The organism is Enterobacter cloacae complex sp. 309I3, assembly GCF_050031595.1.
Taxonomy (GTDB): domain Bacteria; phylum Pseudomonadota; class Gammaproteobacteria; order Enterobacterales; family Enterobacteriaceae; genus Enterobacter; species Enterobacter cloacae.
In genome coordinates this window covers 1-16,421 of the sequence record NZ_JBLGWI010000002.1, presented here as the reverse complement: position 1 = coordinate 16,421, position 16,421 = coordinate 1, and the positions used below count along the sequence as shown (strand labels likewise).

The following is a 16,421-nucleotide window of genomic DNA, read 5'->3' as shown; positions in this document are numbered from 1 at the left end:
ACGATGCAATTAAATACCAGACAGGCCCGGATTTTTAAGCTTGCCAACTTACTGGGCACCGGCAAGCCCGTTTCCGCTGCCGACATTATAACCAGTCTGGAATGCTCAGAGCCGACATTAACCCGGGCCCTCAAAGAGCTACGCGAGTCATATTCTGCGGAGATCAAATACAGCAAGGCAGGTCATTCCTACCATCTCGTTAATCCGGGCCAGCTGGATAAAAAGACCCTTCGCCGGATGAATGAAGCGCTCGCACAGAATGCTGAACTGAAAACCGGTGAGTCTACAGGGAAGGTCGTACTCGATAAGGATAAAAAAACAGCCGTGTCCTTATCGCTACGCATGCGGATCTTAAGAAAAATTGACCGTCTGGCTGCGCTGAGTGGCTCGACCCGAAGTGAAGCGGTAGAGAAGCTGGCTCTGCACTCCGTTGACGAACTGATAAAAGAATACAGCGCTAAAAAGTCCTGACGCTAAATCTCAGACCGGGGTGAAAACCCCGGTTTTGTCATATTTTACCTCTGTATTGGCGTGACGTAGTTTTGATCTATTCTCCTCCCGCAATGCCAGCAGCGCCTTACTGACTACAAAACCTGGTGTCTTGACATCCTCTTGTGCTACACATCAATCTTTGGGCGTTTTACACTCCATTCATGCAGATCTGTGATGTATGATGAATTTCATACATAAGACAGTTTATTTGTCCGAGTTTTTTCAGAAATCTTATATTCCAGTCCGGTCTGAATTATTTTTCTGTTGATAAGAGGCCATTCACATGTCGGTAATTCTATGGTGGTTAACTTATTTCTTTAATGCCGCTTCTGAGTATTTAATCTCCACCCGACAGATGTCGTGCCGTTTTATCAAATCAACAAACCCTGGCCTCTTCCTGAAACTACTCTCCTCTTCCGATCTCTTAAGAAGGAATTACATTTGAGACGCTTACCCGTATATCTGCTACTCGACACGTCCGGCTCTATGCACGGAGAGCCTATCGAAGCGGTTAAAAATGGCGTTCAGACGCTGCTTACCACGCTGAAACAGGATCCGTATGCACTCGAAACGGCTCACGTGTCAGTGATCACCTTTGATTCTTCAGCCCGACAGGCAGTCCCCCTGACAGACCTCCTGAGTTTCCAGATGCCAGCACTAACAGCCAGCGGCACCACGTCTCTTGGCGAAGCGCTTTCCCTCACGGCCAGCTCCATTGCCAAAGAAGTACAGAAAACGACGGCTGACACTAAAGGTGACTGGCGTCCCCTTGTATTCCTGATGACGGATGGAAGTCCGAATGATGACTGGCGTAAAGGCCTGAATGACTTTAAAGCGGCCAGAACCGGCGTTGTTGTGGCATGTGCAGCCGGGCATGATGCCGATACCAGCGTCCTCAAAGAAATCACTGAAATCGTGGTTCAGCTCGATACAGCTGACAGTTCGACGATTAAAGCTTTCTTTAAATGGGTCAGTGCGAGCATTTCGGTAGGCAGTCAGAAAGTGGAGTCCAGCAAAAAAGAAGTGATCGGTCTTGAAGACCTGCCACCGCCGCCGCCAGAAGTAAATGTGGTCTTATAATTTTATTGATTAAGGGGATATCATGTCTGTCAGTCTGAGCAAAGGCCAGGGCGTAAGCCTGAAAAAAAATGAATACGATCTCTCGTCCGTTACTATCGGCCTCGGTTGGGATATTAATGAGGAAAAGAAAGGTTTTCTCGGCGGGATCTTTGGTAAAAAAGAAGAAGAATACGACCTTGATGTGATCGCTTTCCTGTGTAATTCAGCCGGAAAGGTGACCGATCTCGGCAATGTGGAAAATGGTAAACCAACGCTTGTGAATGGCGATATCATCTTTTTCAACAGCCTTCGCCATAAGTCAGGCAATATCTGGCTGACGGGCGATAACCGAACCGGAGCCGGTGACGGTGACGATGAGCAAATTATTGTGCGCCTGAATTCCCTTGACGCTCAGTACGAGAAAATTGTGTTCATCGTTCAGATCTACAATGGTGAAAAGCTCCAGCAGCACTTTGGTAAAGTTCAGAATGCCTTCATCCGGGCAGTAGATGCCCGTAATATTGAAATGGCACGATTCGATCTTTCTGGCGGACCCGCCTTCGCCAGCCAGCGCTCCATGGTCTTTGCCGAGCTGATACGCGAGGCTACAGGCTGGAAACTCAGGGCAATTGGTGAGCCTTCAGAATCAGATTCGTTTGTCTCGCACCTGAGGAATTACATGTGATGCGCCGCCTGCCTGTTTACCTTGTTATCGACACATCCGGCTCGATGCGCGGTGAGTCAATCCATTCCGTTAACGTTGGAATTCAGGCGATGCTTAGCGCTCTTCGCCAGGATCCCTACGCCCTCGAAAGCGTTCATATCTCCATTATCACCTATGACAATGAGGCGCGTGAGTTCATTCCTCTCACGCCGCTGGAAGACTTCCAGTTTTCTGACATCGTTGTGCCAAGCGCAGGCGGGACGTTCACCGGTGCTGCCCTTGAATGTCTGATGCAGTGTGTTGAACGGGATGTACGTCGCTCAGATGGTGATACCAAAGGAGACTGGCGTCCTCTGGTATTCCTGATGACTGATGGAACCCCTTCTGATGCCCTGGCGTACGGTGAAGCGGTAAAAGCGATTCGCGGCCGGGGATTCGGATCCATCATTGCCTGCGCCGTTGGTCCTAAAGCAGGCCATGAGCACTTAAAACAGCTCACCGATAAGGTTGTGTCTCTGGAGACGCTAGATTCAACCGCGTTTGCAGGTTTCTTTAAATGGGTATCGGCCAGCGTGTCTTCCGGCAGCACAAGCGCGGGGATTAATAACGGAACTGATACCCTTCCCCCTCCTCCACCAGAAATCCAGCTGGTGCTCTGACAGACAGAAAGGTGCTGTTTCCGGGCAGCACCTTTCTGTACAGCAACGTTTTCTGCTGGCCGTACCAGCCGTACGAGGAAAATTATGAGACGCCTTCCCGTGTTTTTTGTCCTGGACTGTTCAGAGTCCATGATTGGTGAAAACCTGAAAAAAATGACTGATGGTCTGCAAATGATCGTCGGAGATTTAAGAAAGGATCCACACGCACTTGAAACAGCCTGGGTCTCGGTAATCGCATTTGCCGGTGTAGCCCGTACGATTGTACCTCTTCACGAAATTGCCTCGTTCTACCCTCCCCGCCTTCCCGTTGGCGGCGGTACGAGCCTTGGAGCTGCATTGCGTGAGCTGACCGTGCAAATTGATACCCAGGTCAGAAAAACCACTCATGAGGCTAAAGGCGACTGGAAACCCGTCGTGTATCTCCTTACCGACGGACGTCCGACTGACGACACAACCGCAGAAGTGAAGCGCTGGAAGGATCACTACGCGAGTAAAGTGAATCTCATTGCCGTTGGCCTGGGGCCGTCAGCGGACCTGAATATCCTGCGGCAACTGACAGAGAATGTCATGCTGTTCACCGAATCTCAGGAAGGGGACTTTACCCGCTTCATCAAATGGATCACGGCCTCGGTTACGGCGCACAGCCGCAGCGTCGGGGACGACAAACAACCTGAGCTCAGCCAGACTGAATACATAGTCCGGCTGGCCAAGGACGAGCCAGTAAAAGCGTACGACGAAAACTGCGTTACGCTTACCGGCCGTTGCAGCAAGACCCGTCGTCCGTACCTGATGAAGTATGAACGGCCACCAGCAAGGGTTTCCGGGCTCGATTTCAGTCTGAACCTGAACAGCTTTAATATTGCCGGATGCTATCCCATCGATGAGGACTATTTTGCGTGGTCAGATGCCACCGCTACCGGTTTGCAGGTAAATACCAGCGAACTGCATGGCGTACCGGGTTGCCCCCACTGCGGTAATGCCAGTGCGTTTGCCCTGTGCTCATGCGGAAAGTTGCTGTGTATTGACGGCCCGGATGACGTGATCTGCCCGTGGTGTGAAACAGGCCTGTCATTCAGCAATGATGGCGGAAACACTAACTTCGACGTAAACAGAGGGAGAGGTTGATGTCGCAAAATGCTTTACTTGAAGAGAAGATTATCCGCTTAGTTCTGTCTGAGCTGGGCCACCCTGTTGAAGGTGAGCGGCTTTTACTTCTATCGCAGGACCCATCCCTTACCGAAGAAATTATGCGGCTTAAAGAGCGGATTGAGAGCCTTGCACAGGGTTTATCTGCGCGGGTTAGCGAAGGTGATAACGACGCAGAGATTGCCGCCTCGTCAGCATCCAGTCTTTCCGATCAGCAACAAACGGTCGTAAGTGTTGCTGATAACCCGGGCATTGACGCTACCGATACATCAGCACTGCAACCCCTGCCAGAAAATGAGCCTCATCCTCCGTTCTGGAAGCTGATGCCTTATTACGAATTTGATAAACCAGCACAGAGGGAAGACGAAAACCTGTCTTCCCTGGTATTAAAACCCGGGCAGATACCGACAGGCCAGCAGCGGGCCAGCTTAGCTGTGCCACCTGCCGTTCCCCCGAGAGCTAAAATAACGATCCCCAACGCCCGCGCAGGCGAACGTTTCTCTTCGCCGGTTGCTATCGTTCTGGGTGAGGGCCAGCAGGCTACTGTCAGGGACGTTGTCTTTCCCCGGAACATTGGCCTGTCTTTTGACAAAGAACAGGAGTTGCTGACAGGTACTCCCACCGAAAGCGGCGATATAGAGCTTTCAGTAATCTGGTCATGCACGTCGCACGACGAATGTGAAACAAAACAGCTATTTATAATCAATCCCGATCCGAGAAGCCTGTGGAAGGTGGTAGAGCCACCAGCAGACGCTCCCTACCCTAAGTCCCATCTGGACGCTGCTGGCCTGGTCAGGGGTGATATACGTATTGCTGCCGCCAGTCGCCGGGGACGCTCTCATGAGCATGCCGGAAGCTTCAGAGATGACGACTTCTACATCAACCACTGCCAGGAAACAGGATGGTCTGTCATGCTGGTCGCAGACGGAGCCGGTAGTGCGGTAAATTCCCGGGAAGGCTCCCGGATTGCAGTCAAAACGGCTGGCGATTACCTTTTAAATCAGCTCAGTGGTGTGAAAGGCGTCCATTTAAAGCAGCACATCACGGCGTGGGAAGGGAGCGATCAGCAGGCAACAATAAACGCCATGCTTCATCATTTTAAACAGGCAGCTACGCTCGCGGTCAACAGTATCCAGAACGAAGCCATTTGTGCAGAACAACCTGTGAAATCCTATTCAACAACCCTTCTGGCAACTGTAGCGCTACGAACTGATAACGAGCTGTTTGCGACTGCATTCTGGCTTGGTGATGGTGCGATAGGTGCATACAGCCCTTCCGGTAAAGTCAGGATACTGGGAAATCCCGATAGCGGAGAATACGCAGGACAAACCCGTTTCCTTGACCAGAGCATTATCGCAGACCCCTCGTTTAGCGGCCGCATCAGCGTGGGTAAATGGAATGATGTATCTCACTTGATCCTCATGACAGACGGCGTCTCAGACCCTCTGTTTGAGACGGATAATGGGCTTCGCAGTGACGAAAAATGGACCCGTCTCGTTGATGAGCTCAACCCTGTCCTTACAGACGCCAGTATTGCGCCTGAGAGGTTAGGCGACTGGCTTAACTTTTTCTCCACAGGGAACCATGATGACCGCACTATTGCGGTGTTGTGGTAAGGGATACGCTTTTTCGGTGATCAATATGGCAAATATCGTTACGTGCAAAACAAAGGACGGCGAAACAGTCCAGTATGTTGACGAGGTAATTGGTTCGGGCTCGATGAAGGATGTTTACTTTTCGCCTGATAAATCATACGTCGTCGCTTTTTATCATAAACCGCAGAACGAGCAGGCCCGGGATCGGATTGATATGATCACCGGACGCTACAGGCAAAACATTTTTGGCCAGTCCGGAGGTGAATACTGGAAGGACCTGTTTTGCTGGCCGACCCATGTTGTTGAGCATGGGCATAAAATCGGCATCGTGGTTCCAACCTACAAAAGCTACTTTTTCTTTAAATACGGCTCTAAAAACGATGATTTTCTTGGCATAAAAGGTCGTGAAAAGGAAGGCAAATGGTTTGCCAGCGCCAGCAACCAGAACAAATTTCTCGACCCACGTGAACGAGGCAATACGCTTACCTATCTCAAGGTCTGTCTGCTGCTGACAAGAGCCGTCAGAAGGATGCATGCGGCAGGTCTCTGTCACAGCGATCTAAGCTATAAAAACGTGCTTATCGATCCAGAAATGGGACATGCCTGCATCATTGACGTAGACGGCCTGGTTGTCCCTGGAAAGTATCCTCCCGACGTGGTGGGCACCCCGGATTTTATCGCTCCGGAAGTGGTGAAAACCAGTCATCTTTCCAAAGAGGATCCGAACCGCGTATTGCCAAGCATTACTACTGACCGTCATGCGCTGTCGGTGCTTATCTACATGTATCTGTTCTTCCGTCATCCGCTACGTGGCGGAAAAATACATGACATGTCGGATGAAGTACGTGATGAGACCTTATCTATGGGTGAGAAGGCACTCTTCATTGAACATCCGACAGACAAAAGCAATGCAGTCAAAGTCAGTCAGCTATCGTCCTTTTCACTGCCCTGGGCTGACCCGGAGAAAATTCCTTACACCATCATGGGCCCTTATCTGACACCTTTGTTTGAGCGCGCCTTTATAGATGGCTTACACGATGCCACTAAACGCCCGACCGCCGATGAGTGGGAAAGCGCCCTGGTTAAAACAGTCGATCTGATACAGCCCTGCCAGAACAAGGCGTGTGAACAGAAATGGTACGTTTTCTCGGGTAAGACAAAGCCGGTTTGTCCCTACTGCGGTACGCCATACAAGGGTAAATTACCGGTTCTAAATTTATATTCTTCCCGAAAGGAAGGCAGTTATCGTCCTGACGACCACCGGTTGATGGTGTGGAGCGGGCAGTCAATCTATGCGTGGCATGTGAATCGCCTCATTGCGCCAAATGAGCGTACAACCGATTTGCAAAGGAAACGAGTTGGGTATTTTGTTTTCCATAACGATCAGTGGTGGTTAGTAAATGAAGGCATAAATGGGCTTATGTCATTACCGGATAAACGACAGATTGCCATTGGGGAAAAAATTGAACTGACGAATAACGCTCAGTTTGTTCTGTCAAAGGAGGAAGGCGGCAGGCTGGTCGTCGTTCAGTTAGTAGAAAACTAACGGACGCCCATAACGACTAAAACGTTCTGGCAGCATACTGAACCTGTTTAATGAATCACTATATTAAGCTGTGTCAAATTTAAGCTGCCAGAAAAACTGACTGTCTGTGCCGGATATGCGGTACACCTCCTGCGGCAAGGGTTTAATGCGCAAAGCCCAATTTATTTATAAGAGTGAATAGTTTTGTGGCTCTACCCTGCCGCTCTCCTTTCCTGTGTCATGGTTTTTAACATCTGAAATACTGACATTGTTAAGCCGGTGATTGTATAAGGCGATGCGGACAATCTCATGAAGATATTCAAGTTCGTTTTGTGTCAAGGACTGGCCTTCCTGGGTTTTTGAAATCATTTCCTGCCAGCAGATCAGTCTTTCGTAACTGACATGTTCGCTGTTTTCCAGGCAGTGCAACCTGAAATAGCGAAGGAACAAAGGAAATTCATCGGTCTGAGCGATGTCATAAGCCCGAACCGTTAACCGACACAGACATACAATCGTATCCTGCTGTAACCTGACTAACGCGTTATGACTGCCCGGAAGGATATCAGGCAATTTCATCTTACAGTCAGCAAGGCGCTGAAGAAGAGGCCCTTCCTCTGAAGGCTCCCGTCCCCGATACTCCTGAAGAGGTTCAGATTCAAGTTCATGCATTAATGGATGATATAGCCATTCCCGGGAACTGGTCTCATCAATGATCAGGCTTTCAATGCACTCACTGTATGTTGTTTTACGTCGCCCGAGCTGCACCTGACTGATTTCATATTCAATATCTGGAAGATCGATACGCAATGCGGCAACTCTTTCGGAAGGATGAAGGTGGTCAAAGGTTAACTTCGCAGAAATGCTACGATCCCTGTCCAGAAAGACGGCCACACATAAATCATTAACCTTTACGAACAGATCAGCTGTGCCTCCGAACATACTGCCGCTTCCAATAACCTCATTCAGTGAAACCGGCCCACCATCGTCGCCAGCGAGAAGATTTGGGAAACCAAGAACCTGGTGCTCGTTGATGACTTCAATAATTTTTCCCCGGATGGCTTCCATCAGACCATCACAGTCACCGGCTACAGCAGTACTGTGTGAGAAATGCCAAAGCTTGACCTCCCCCTGCTTTGCTAACAGATCAGTTTTGCAAGCGGGGCAGATGCAGTTACAGTCGATACCCCGGCTGACCTCTGTAATATCTAAAAAGAGTCCTGATTCTCTCTGGAGTCCAAATGGAATACCAAATGTGTAACTCTTACGCATGGCTGCACCCCGTTTTTGATAATTATTCAAACTATATCCGAAATAACGGAGGAGGATTTCTGTAAAACGAATTAAAAGAAATGATTTTTTAGTTTTCCAGATTAATGTTTGACAAGAATCAAATGAGAGCCTTACAAATATGGAGAGAGAAGTTTAGGTAAAGTAACTTTTATCACAACTTCTAAAATTAAGGAGAATATCGGATGTATTTAGCAGTGGGCTTGGCTTATGATTAAAGTCTTTCTCCGAACTTAATAAGAAAGTTAAAAAGACAGGCTATTACAGTGCCTTTAGCCCCGAAAGGGGCATAAACTATTTTCAAATCCAGACACAGTCTTTTTGTTGTGCCAATATCAATAATTACTCGCGAACAAAGGTCCACACACTCGCAGGAACTTTGTCATATAACTTTTTCATTGTCAGTTCAGCTTTACGATGATCATAAGCACCAGAAATTTCAAGAGAGGCGACACCCGAGTTTTTTTCACATAACCTTTCAAATACTTTTTCGAGCGTTTCGAACGAACTACACTTACGGAATTTCATTAAATAAGACTGCTTTGTGTCAGACATAATCAACCTTCTTTAGACAGGCCTCAACTGGCCAGGGATAATCTTAATATCATTTTTCACTTAAGCCTAACGATTTCACAACCTTTTTCGTTGTTTCCACCCTGTTCATAACCAGGTACATGAGTGCTAAAATGACTGTAAATAAAACCAGTGTATCCCGGTGAGCAGGATGAAGAATCAATCAGTGATCAGACAGTTTTCGGAAAGCGAATTGCATCAGCAGCTGGAAACGTTCGGCAACCATGATAAACAGCTTTCACGCTTGATCCGTTACTTTTCCCATCTGAGATACAACACAGCTAAAACCTATCTGCACTGGCTACGAGTATGGAACGAATGGTATCAGGCGAATGCCCGGTTGCATACAGACTGGCCAGTAAGTTCGCTCCCCGTGTCTGAGGAAGCTCTGCTGGCGTTTATGGGGCATCTTGAAGGCAAATTGTCACGAAGCAGCATAAACAGCTGTCTTCAGGCCTTAAACAGTATCCATAAAAAAGGGCTTAACCTGCCCGGGATTATTACGTCTGAAGCATGGTACATGCTGGAAGCCTTAAAACAATCGGAAGCCCGGAAGCGAAAGACGACTAAACAGGCAACTCCCTTTCTTATTGGCGATCTCAAGGCTCTGATAAAGTTACGCAGTACTACAAACTCAGTTCGTAAGCTTCGTGACCTGTGCCTGATCTGGACAGGCTTTGAAACACTGCTCCGTTCATCCGAAATTCGCCGTATACGTCTGAAAGATCTGTCTCTGGATAGTATGACCGGTGAATTTAACCTGACGGTATACCGTACAAAAACGAACATCAGTACACTTCTTACCTACCGGCTGACACGTCAGTTAACTAACTGCCTCTTGAGATTGATGAACCTTGTGAAAATGGATCAGCACAGTCATCCGGATGAATACCTTTTCCAGGCCGTAAATTTCCATGATACAGGCTATATGCCACCCGGCTGGAAGCTTCGGAGTAAAGGGAATGAGCTATCTGAGCTTCTTAAACGGCATAACCTGCCCTACCGTGCTAAACAAAGTCTTCTGAACGATGAAGATGAGGAAGACACTGTGGACGATGCCGGTATGCTCAGCAAAAATTCCCTTTTACGGGCATTTAAAGAAATGTGGAATGAGCTTTATCCAAATGAGACTAAAACCCGTTACTGGACAGGGCACAGCGTTCGTGTAGGCGGTGCGATACAGCTGGATATTGAAGGTTACTCGCTACCACAGATTATGGAAATGGGGAACTGGTCGAATGAAGAAATGGTTATGCGCTACATTCGCAATATTGAAGCTGGTAAAAAAGCCATGATCAAGCTTATGCGAAATGCCTTTGATGAATAGCGCCCTCACGGGCGCATAACTTTATTTTTTCTTGAACGGGTTAAGTCTGGTGAGATTAGAGAGTGCCCCTCCCGGAGGCAAAATTCCCGTCCTTTTATATTTGTACACGCCATTTAATTTCATTGTCTGGATTCCAAGATTAATAAGCGTGACAAGTTTAAGGGTATACAGGAGTGTAAATTGGGGAGCAACCTGAATAAAAACTAATAACAAGCCTGCACACATTACACGTAGCCATGCCGCGTACTCCATGCTCAGCGGACGCTTGAAATAGAATCTTTCGAGCAAATCAACTGTCTTATTACTGATCCACGCCGCCGCCACTGAGAGTAACAACACGATGCACACCATAATGCCCAGTTCCATTTTCACTCCCTTCTCTTTTAGTCTGTTTAAGTTGAGGCTTAGCCACAGTAGTTTTGTTTTTTGCTTTTTTCTTAGGTTTGGTATGGTGAAACAGAAAACAATCCACCATTACCCAACCATTTTTATATCGAGCCACCAGCATCTTCTGGCTGGGGTAATGAGCATGAAACAGCATTTTCACGTCCATGGTGCCCATCAACGACTGTTTGCGCTTTAGCTCATCCTCAGCCATCTGAAATTCTTGTAAGAATTCTGAAGACAGACGCTGACGCAGAATTCTTATGGCACTGGAGTTTTCATCATTCTTTGCCAGGTGCCCGAAGCGTACAAGTGCCTTGTGGGTTATCTGGATGGGTCCCAGATGAGAGCTGAGCTGTTCGTACTGCCAGAAGTAGGTCAAATCCACCTTAACCCAGCTGATGCTGTCCAGCAGAGCCTCGTTCATGATGGTTCCGGACATAGGTACCATTGTCAGCCTGGCCAGACGCATATGTATGTAGTCCGTAAGCAACCTCAGCGACTCAGGAACGTTTTTATTGAGTAGGAGATGCTGAAGCACCGGGGTTGCGGTCTGCCAACACAGATTGCGCCCGTCAGGCAGGAAAGCAAACTTTTGATCGTCAGGCGCAGAGTTCGAAGCGTTTTCCTTACGAAGCAAAAAATAATGGCCGCACAGCAGCTCTGCTCTTACCTGGTCCTCGTCAGGGTCATGTCGGGCTTTACTTAGATCAACGGTTAGCACAACGCGGTTAATCGCATCAGCGTGATATTTTTTTACCCAGACGCAGACACGATAGAGACGCTCATCGATTTTCTGGCTGGCTGTGGAAATCCATTGCATTGTTGTTCCTTAATTTTCGGGGCTGACAATGAAAATGCCCAGCTCAGCCCCCGGCACGAGTTCTGTATATTTCAGGCTCAGCTTCCGTTGGTTGGACGGACCCTGGCTGTTTTCAGGAGCCCAGTCAGAGAGCGTTTTTAATTGAGGTATGTTGCCTGCTGCGAAAATGGGCAAGGATGCTTTTACTACTGAATAATCAGTCTCAGCATATTTATTCCCGTTTCGTTCCTGCCCTTCAGGCCTAAATGCAAAAATGTGAGCAATCGGAACAGGGAAAGAGTTAGTTCGACAAAGGCGATAAGATTCGCCCTGCTTCAGTGGGTGAAATTCAAGACGGTGTAAAGCCTTATCGATATTAGACACGACATTCAAATTGGTAGTTGCTACATTTTTTACTTCTGAGGCTCTCCTGCGCTCCAACAAACTCACAAGTTGCTCTGCTGTTTTAACTTCCTGGTTTCGGTTTAGCCGCCATGAAAAAGTAACTTTTTTAAGCTGGGACTTGATGAAAAGGATATTTCTTGTTGAGTGCATAGCGACAAGGCCCGGGAGCTTCTTGTGCACTTTATCAAAACGGACATTCTTTTTATTATCGATACGCCTCATTGCCGCAGCAAAATCATTTTTTGCTTCGTTTATAGAAGTGATCAAGCTTTCGAGAAGATCTGCTCTTTCGGGGACAATGATTAGACCCGGGTATTTAGTGGTTACTTTGGTGGAATCATGACTTAATGACTCTATGTCATCCACACAGATGTCAGTAAGTGCCTGAATAATTTCCTCAACCGAAGCATCGTCTTTAATACTAACCCTGATGGGTTTAACCTGCTTCAAGCGCTCTTCTGTTCTAGATACGGTGGAGACAGTCATCAGGTTTGCCATCATCGGGGGGGTGTTCGAAAGAAAACACTTGAGCGAGTCGATGCGTTCCAGAATCTGGTCACGAAAATAGGGCAAATCGTCATAACTCATACGTTTCTCCAGGCTCATGTTATTTCCAATCAATTTTGCTGCCCAGGCTGACCTTGCAGAACATAAATGTCATGTAAACCTCTAAAGAAGTCATTTTGAAACAGCTTTCACAGCATGCGATTTATGTTCGATAGGGCTCATGAACAAAGGATGATAATGGAGACGCCATGGATAGTGGATAGTCTTACCCACCTGGGTGATCCGATTGAGGCGAAAACGACCATTTATACAGTCAACTGACCAAAGCCCGGGAGAAACTAACCTCTTCCAGCGGTAAAAAGAGAAACCTGCAACACAGAGGTCATGCTCCAGGAAATGTTGAGTTTCGACGACGCGAACTTTTATCAAAAACCCCAGCATTGGCGAAAACCAGATCAACAACCATGTTGGCGGCAGGATGACTTTGTTCAGGAGATGATCTGTCATAAGCAAGGCAGATAACATCAGAAAACTGATAGTCAACCACAGGGCCATCCAACCGGCCCATACGCGGCTCTGACAGGGTTTCCATTCGAGAAGAAAAAGTTTTTTATGCATTCTGCCCCGCCTAATTTTAATGTATTGCCGAAGTATGCTGCATCATGATGGTGGTGCGGGGAAAGATTTCAAACTTCCACAATTCTGAAGCCGTGTTCCAACCATGAAAGATCCCGTCTCCACAGCGAGTGTTAAAAGCAAGAATTTCATCCCTGACCTGGTAAGCGAGCACTTCTGGCATATCAATAAACTCAGGTAAGGAAAGAAGAATTCCATGGATAACTTCTCCGGTTAACTTACTCATAACCTCTTCCTCAGACAGGGCAGCGTCCGGGAACAAACACAACGGAAGTGAAAAACAACATAGGTCAAGACCAATAGCAGCCCTTCCTGCGTCGTAGCCTTCTTCATTAACGACAAAACGAAAGAATTTTTCTGTCTCACCCCGTAATGATGACGGTCCTTCAGACGGAACTTCAATACCACTGAAGACTTTATCGGTCCAGTTGGTAAAAGGACTGGTGAAAACCCAACAAATTAAGGATAACGCCAGCTCTTCCTTAAACATACGTTCAGTGCCGGTAGTTCTGGAAAGTTGCTTTTGAGTACTCATGTTTTACCTGTTGCATGAAATTATTGATGTTATATAAACACAACCGGCATTTTATCTAATAGGTTTGAAAACACTAAAAATCGCAAATGCTGGTACCTTTCTGTTTTAAGAGATTTTCAAGGTAAAGTGAGGCTAGATCAATTGGCTGGTTCTCTTCAAGACAGGCTCGCACAAGATCTTCAATAGAGACCGAATCAACCCCCCTTCCCTGTAAAATTTCTTTAGCAGATGCCAGCGTTTTATGAACGCTTCGACTTAGTTGTAATCTGACTTGTGTGCGGGTATCAAAAAGACAATCTTCTGTGACACTTTGTGAAACGGTTCTACTCATTGAAAAATCACTCCATTTCTGGGATCGAATGAAAATTAACAGCTATAGATGTATCAGGTTTCCCATTTTCTACGATACTCAACCACGTACGCGCTGAGATTTGTTGTTCACAGACGAGTATGTAACCTGTTCCCTGTTGATGATGTAGCTCAAGAGCTTTTAGGATAGGCTCTGAATGAGGTCCGAGAGCATCACGCGTGTGAATAAGCGTTTGCTCTGGCAATACGTTGCTAAGCATAGACAGCAGAACATTACGCTCATCCTCATTATCCGACAAAACAAGAATTATACGAAAACCCGTTTTTATACGAAATCTGATTTCTGAAACTAACTTTCTTAATCTTAATTTATATATGACCAGGCGGAATCGAGTCATCAGTAAAGAGACCACTGTGAAGATAACGATTACTGCGCCATATTTTGACCTGTAGAACCACCAGTTAAGGCCTCCAGCAACTATCAGGATTAACATTAAAATTAAACTCCCATAGAAAAAAAGTGCTGGGTAGCGAGTTGTCTTTCCTTCAATTAGTGCTGAGGCAAATATCAAAATGGATATTCCGTAAATTACCCAGTCAAAAATACTTTCTTCAATCATTCTTTAGTGAACATCCTTAAAAGTGGAAATGTAGGTTTATGGGTTTATGCATTTTCCTGATGGCCTTGACAACCAAGGATTTCACAGAAATTGTCACAGTGTGAAGCTGTAACAAAGCGCTCTCCACGTTCGAATCGCTCAACCAAATCCTTTCTTACTTCACTTCCAGGTTTCTGGAAGATGTACTCAAGCTGGAGATCCTCGGCCGTTGAAAGTAGTCGTTCTATGCTGAAATCAACATGGTAAAAGCAAAACTGATTATCAACCGGGGGAAAGTTGCTTTTGGTACTGTTCTCGTTTTTGGATTTTAGTTCATTCATGAGCTCTCCTTGGTTGAGAACAGTATACAAATCTCTTTAGGGATTTTTTTTCGTTAATAGCACTTTTTTGAGTTTAAAGAGTATGTTCATACCAGAGCATTAGAGGCTACGAAAAGGATAATGGAATTAGAAAGATAGATTTTAAGTGGTGATGTAAGGTGGGATAGGTAGAAGAGGAGTAGACGCTTGTAAGCGAGGCAAAAAAAAGGCACGGAAACCGTGCCATAAGAGTATGTGAGAAAAAATCAAAATCAGGGAAAGAATCAAGCAGCTTGTGAAACTGAATCTCCAACTGCAAGATTTAAATTTCTTAGGTTATCGAAAACTTCAGATACTAAGTCATTACGGTCGTGGATTTTAATCCGCCCACCGGTTAACTCTGAAACATAAACGGTATGGCAGAGGTCAGTAACCACTTCGCCGTATTCATCAACGACTTCCAAAGATGCAATCATCGGAATATAAGAAGCCGCAGCATAGCTCTCATAAATACTTATTATGGAGTCATTGTTGCGTCGAGAAATTACCCTACCAGAAGGTAAAGCCTCATCTTCCATATAGCAATCAGATAGGTCCTCACAGAAGTCATTTTCTTTAAGTGAAATATTAAGGGTCAATTCACTGTTGATAGAGCGTGAATAAGAATATTCACTCAGTTTATAGCAAGCCAAACTTATATCACTAAAAGTTTCATAAGCTTTATAGAGGCTCGATGTTATAGACTCAGATACAAATGTTATTAGTCCAATAAAATGAGTATCCCAGAACTGTTGCAAAGCAAAACGGGCAATCATAACCTGACCATCAACCTGCATCAGTCTGTTATATTCATCCCGGTCATAACCTTTCGACTGAGAAACATCATTAGACATGCTAAGAACTTCACTACAAACATCATCATATTCAAAACGGCTAGTTGCAAAGTGTTTTCCTGAAATCTCAAGGTACTGACCAGAGACTGCGTCAAACACCTCAAGAAAGTAACAGAGTCGAGATTTTAAAGATTCTCTGTTTAAAGCTTCTATTTCATTCTCAGAGATACTATCGACATATAAATCAACAGCATTCTTGAGTTCAATAGCTTTGATATTACAGGTAAAAGAAAGCTCGTCACTTTGACAATGGCAAACACTTAATACTATATCCGCCTCATCAAAATCTATGCCAAGATAGCTCAGAACTGCTCGGACATAGTTTTTATCATCAGATGAATGTGTCATATACACTACCTCAAATTTGAGAGGAAGTGCCCCAGAAGGGAAGCGACTTCCCCACTGGGTTAGATAAAAGTTTGGTTAAGCTAAAAGAAGATGCCAGCGACAGATTTTACATTGTCATAGACAAGTGTCTTCAGCCAACCAAAGTTACTTTTTTGGACTGAAGCAAAAGGATCATTGAGACGCGTTACGAAAATCGTCAAAAGCTTCAGTTATTAGTAATGTGCGATCAGTTACTCTGTATCGGTCATTACTTTCGAGAGATACGTAAGTTGAATGCGAAGAATCACAGACAACACGCCCTCTTTTATTGATCAATCTTACTTCCATCATCACCGGCACATTGATAATTGAAGCAA

The 16,421-nt window shown here is 46.1% G+C and carries 18 protein-coding genes and 1 pseudogene; 8 read left to right on the top strand and 11 right to left on the bottom strand.

Annotation, left to right across the window (positions count from 1 at the left end; genetic code table 11):
* The first annotated feature begins 3 nt into the window (after positions 1–3).
* The 7 genes from terW (at position 4) to ACQG22_RS23735 (ending at position 7,161) form a co-directional block, all read left to right on the top strand.
* Positions 4–471 (top strand): tellurium resistance protein TerW, encoded by a 468-nt coding sequence (terW, locus tag ACQG22_RS23765; protein ID WP_001176767.1) that lies wholly within the window; start codon positions 4–6, stop codon positions 469–471.
* 462 nt (positions 472–933) lie between these two features.
* Positions 934–1,572, top strand: a complete 639-nt coding sequence (locus ACQG22_RS23760; protein WP_001253657.1) for a vWA domain-containing protein — start codon at positions 934–936, stop codon at positions 1,570–1,572.
* 22 nt (positions 1,573–1,594) lie between these two features.
* Entirely contained in the window at positions 1,595–2,236 is a 642-nt protein-coding gene (locus ACQG22_RS23755) for a TerD family protein (RefSeq protein WP_000116681.1), read from the top strand.
* Positions 2,236–2,874 (top strand): vWA domain-containing protein, encoded by a 639-nt coding sequence (locus ACQG22_RS23750; protein WP_001253658.1) that lies wholly within the window; start codon positions 2,236–2,238, stop codon positions 2,872–2,874. The genes ACQG22_RS23755 and ACQG22_RS23750 overlap by 1 nt, the downstream gene beginning before the upstream one ends.
* A gap of 84 nt (positions 2,875–2,958) precedes the next feature.
* On the top strand, positions 2,959–3,999 hold the full coding sequence (locus tag ACQG22_RS23745; protein WP_001253656.1) for a TerY-C metal binding domain-containing protein: 1,041 nt from the start codon (positions 2,959–2,961) through the stop codon (positions 3,997–3,999).
* Complete coding sequence (locus ACQG22_RS23740) at positions 3,999–5,636, top strand: PP2C family serine/threonine-protein phosphatase (protein WP_000081060.1); 1,638 nt, start codon at positions 3,999–4,001, stop codon at positions 5,634–5,636. The genes ACQG22_RS23745 and ACQG22_RS23740 overlap by 1 nt, the downstream gene beginning before the upstream one ends.
* A gap of 25 nt (positions 5,637–5,661) precedes the next feature.
* On the top strand, positions 5,662–7,161 hold the full coding sequence (locus ACQG22_RS23735; RefSeq protein ID WP_001284318.1) for a helix-hairpin-helix domain-containing protein: 1,500 nt from the start codon (positions 5,662–5,664) through the stop codon (positions 7,159–7,161).
* Between the two features lie 165 nt (positions 7,162–7,326).
* Here ACQG22_RS23735 and ACQG22_RS23730 read toward each other — a convergent pair whose 3' ends face one another.
* A complete protein-coding gene (locus tag ACQG22_RS23730; RefSeq protein WP_001232447.1) occupies positions 7,327–8,409 on the bottom strand; it encodes a hypothetical protein in 1,083 nt (360 codons plus the stop codon).
* Between the two features lie 360 nt (positions 8,410–8,769).
* The gene (locus ACQG22_RS23725; RefSeq protein WP_001285422.1) at positions 8,770–8,982 is read right to left on the bottom strand and encodes an Hha/YmoA family nucleoid-associated regulatory protein; all 213 of its coding nucleotides are present in this window, start codon (positions 8,980–8,982) and stop codon (positions 8,770–8,772) included.
* A gap of 169 nt (positions 8,983–9,151) precedes the next feature.
* Between ACQG22_RS23725 and ACQG22_RS23720 the strand changes: the two genes are divergently transcribed.
* Positions 9,152–10,327, top strand: coding sequence for a tyrosine-type recombinase/integrase (locus ACQG22_RS23720; RefSeq protein WP_000795949.1), 1,176 nt, complete (start codon positions 9,152–9,154; stop codon positions 10,325–10,327).
* A 301-nt stretch (positions 10,328–10,628) separates the two neighbouring features.
* On the opposite strand, the gene ACQG22_RS23715 is transcribed toward ACQG22_RS23720, so the two are convergent.
* The 9 genes and pseudogenes from ACQG22_RS23715 to ACQG22_RS23675 form a co-directional block, all read right to left on the bottom strand.
* The gene (locus ACQG22_RS23715; protein WP_001198595.1) at positions 10,629–11,534 is read right to left on the bottom strand and encodes a hypothetical protein; all 906 of its coding nucleotides are present in this window, start codon (positions 11,532–11,534) and stop codon (positions 10,629–10,631) included.
* A gap of 9 nt (positions 11,535–11,543) precedes the next feature.
* Entirely contained in the window at positions 11,544–12,506 is a 963-nt protein-coding gene (locus ACQG22_RS23710; RefSeq protein ID WP_000119428.1) for a DNA replication terminus site-binding protein, read from the bottom strand.
* A gap of 90 nt (positions 12,507–12,596) precedes the next feature.
* Positions 12,597–13,043, bottom strand: a complete 447-nt coding sequence (locus ACQG22_RS23705; protein WP_000549069.1) for a hypothetical protein — start codon at positions 13,041–13,043, stop codon at positions 12,597–12,599.
* Positions 13,044–13,059: 16 nt separating this feature from the next.
* Positions 13,060–13,596 (bottom strand): hypothetical protein, encoded by a 537-nt coding sequence (locus ACQG22_RS23700; protein ID WP_000107167.1) that lies wholly within the window; start codon positions 13,594–13,596, stop codon positions 13,060–13,062.
* 73 nt (positions 13,597–13,669) lie between these two features.
* Positions 13,670–13,927, bottom strand: a complete 258-nt coding sequence (locus ACQG22_RS23695; RefSeq protein WP_001371933.1) for a hypothetical protein — start codon at positions 13,925–13,927, stop codon at positions 13,670–13,672.
* 7 nt (positions 13,928–13,934) lie between these two features.
* Entirely contained in the window at positions 13,935–14,525 is a 591-nt protein-coding gene (locus ACQG22_RS23690; protein WP_369706997.1) for a hypothetical protein, read from the bottom strand.
* A gap of 44 nt (positions 14,526–14,569) precedes the next feature.
* On the bottom strand, positions 14,570–14,845 hold the full coding sequence (locus ACQG22_RS23685) for a hypothetical protein (protein WP_001004201.1): 276 nt from the start codon (positions 14,843–14,845) through the stop codon (positions 14,570–14,572).
* 263 nt (positions 14,846–15,108) lie between these two features.
* On the bottom strand, positions 15,109–16,065 hold the full coding sequence (locus ACQG22_RS23680; protein ID WP_000149830.1) for a hypothetical protein: 957 nt from the start codon (positions 16,063–16,065) through the stop codon (positions 15,109–15,111).
* 171 nt (positions 16,066–16,236) lie between these two features.
* Positions 16,237–16,421, bottom strand: a pseudogene (locus tag ACQG22_RS23675) (hypothetical protein); the annotation flags it as partial.

Coding starts and splice junctions, on each gene's coding strand:
- ACQG22_RS23680 (WP_000149830.1), bottom strand. CDS start 16,065: ATGACACATTCATCTGATGATAAAAACTATGTCCGAGCAGTTCTGAGC.
- ACQG22_RS23755 (WP_000116681.1), top strand. CDS start 1,595: ATGTCTGTCAGTCTGAGCAAAGGCCAGGGCGTAAGCCTGAAAAAAAAT.
- ACQG22_RS23710 (WP_000119428.1), bottom strand. CDS start 12,506: ATGAGTTATGACGATTTGCCCTATTTTCGTGACCAGATTCTGGAACGC.
- ACQG22_RS23685 (WP_001004201.1), bottom strand. CDS start 14,845: ATGAATGAACTAAAATCCAAAAACGAGAACAGTACCAAAAGCAACTTT.
- ACQG22_RS23735 (WP_001284318.1), top strand. CDS start 5,662: ATGGCAAATATCGTTACGTGCAAAACAAAGGACGGCGAAACAGTCCAG.
- terW (WP_001176767.1), top strand. CDS start 4: ATGCAATTAAATACCAGACAGGCCCGGATTTTTAAGCTTGCCAACTTA.
- ACQG22_RS23750 (WP_001253658.1), top strand. CDS start 2,236: ATGCGCCGCCTGCCTGTTTACCTTGTTATCGACACATCCGGCTCGATG.
- ACQG22_RS23695 (WP_001371933.1), bottom strand. CDS start 13,927: ATGAGTAGAACCGTTTCACAAAGTGTCACAGAAGATTGTCTTTTTGAT.
- ACQG22_RS23690 (WP_369706997.1), bottom strand. CDS start 14,525: ATGATTGAAGAAAGTATTTTTGACTGGGTAATTTACGGAATATCCATT.
- ACQG22_RS23700 (WP_000107167.1), bottom strand. CDS start 13,596: ATGAGTACTCAAAAGCAACTTTCCAGAACTACCGGCACTGAACGTATG.
- ACQG22_RS23705 (WP_000549069.1), bottom strand. CDS start 13,043: ATGCATAAAAAACTTTTTCTTCTCGAATGGAAACCCTGTCAGAGCCGC.
- ACQG22_RS23725 (WP_001285422.1), bottom strand. CDS start 8,982: ATGTCTGACACAAAGCAGTCTTATTTAATGAAATTCCGTAAGTGTAGT.
- ACQG22_RS23745 (WP_001253656.1), top strand. CDS start 2,959: ATGAGACGCCTTCCCGTGTTTTTTGTCCTGGACTGTTCAGAGTCCATG.
- ACQG22_RS23715 (WP_001198595.1), bottom strand. CDS start 11,534: ATGCAATGGATTTCCACAGCCAGCCAGAAAATCGATGAGCGTCTCTAT.
- ACQG22_RS23720 (WP_000795949.1), top strand. CDS start 9,152: ATGAAGAATCAATCAGTGATCAGACAGTTTTCGGAAAGCGAATTGCAT.
- ACQG22_RS23730 (WP_001232447.1), bottom strand. CDS start 8,409: ATGCGTAAGAGTTACACATTTGGTATTCCATTTGGACTCCAGAGAGAA.
- ACQG22_RS23740 (WP_000081060.1), top strand. CDS start 3,999: ATGTCGCAAAATGCTTTACTTGAAGAGAAGATTATCCGCTTAGTTCTG.